1 tRNA gene is annotated in these 243 nt (G+C 51.4%); it reads right to left on the bottom strand.

Annotation, left to right across the window (positions count from 1 at the left end):
* Positions 1 to 36: 36 nt before the first annotated feature.
* Positions 37 to 110 (bottom strand) — tRNA-Ala (locus tag HMPREF2890_RS01065).
* Positions 111 to 243 lie beyond the last annotated feature (133 nt).

Here is a 243-nt window from a genome sequence, read left to right as displayed (position 1 = left end):
TATGTCTATGATCTCTTGCGTCTCAAGGACGCGCTGTGGAGAATAAGGGAGTTGAACCCTTGACCTCTTGCATGCCATGCAAGCGCTCTAGCCAACTGAGCTAATCCCCCGCGTGAAGTGGACTGCAAAGGTACGAAAAACCATCATACCTGCAAGTCTCATCACCTGAACACCGAAAATCTCGGTGAACTACCCTGTCCTTACTCTCGAACGTAGGCCCAGGCAGAGTTGAACTGCCGACCT

The organism is Porphyromonas sp. HMSC065F10 (genome assembly GCF_001808555.1).
Lineage (GTDB): Bacteria > Bacteroidota > Bacteroidia > Bacteroidales > Porphyromonadaceae > Porphyromonas_A.
The sequence above is the reverse complement of the archived record's forward strand: the minus strand, read 5'-3'. Positions and strand labels throughout refer to the sequence as shown.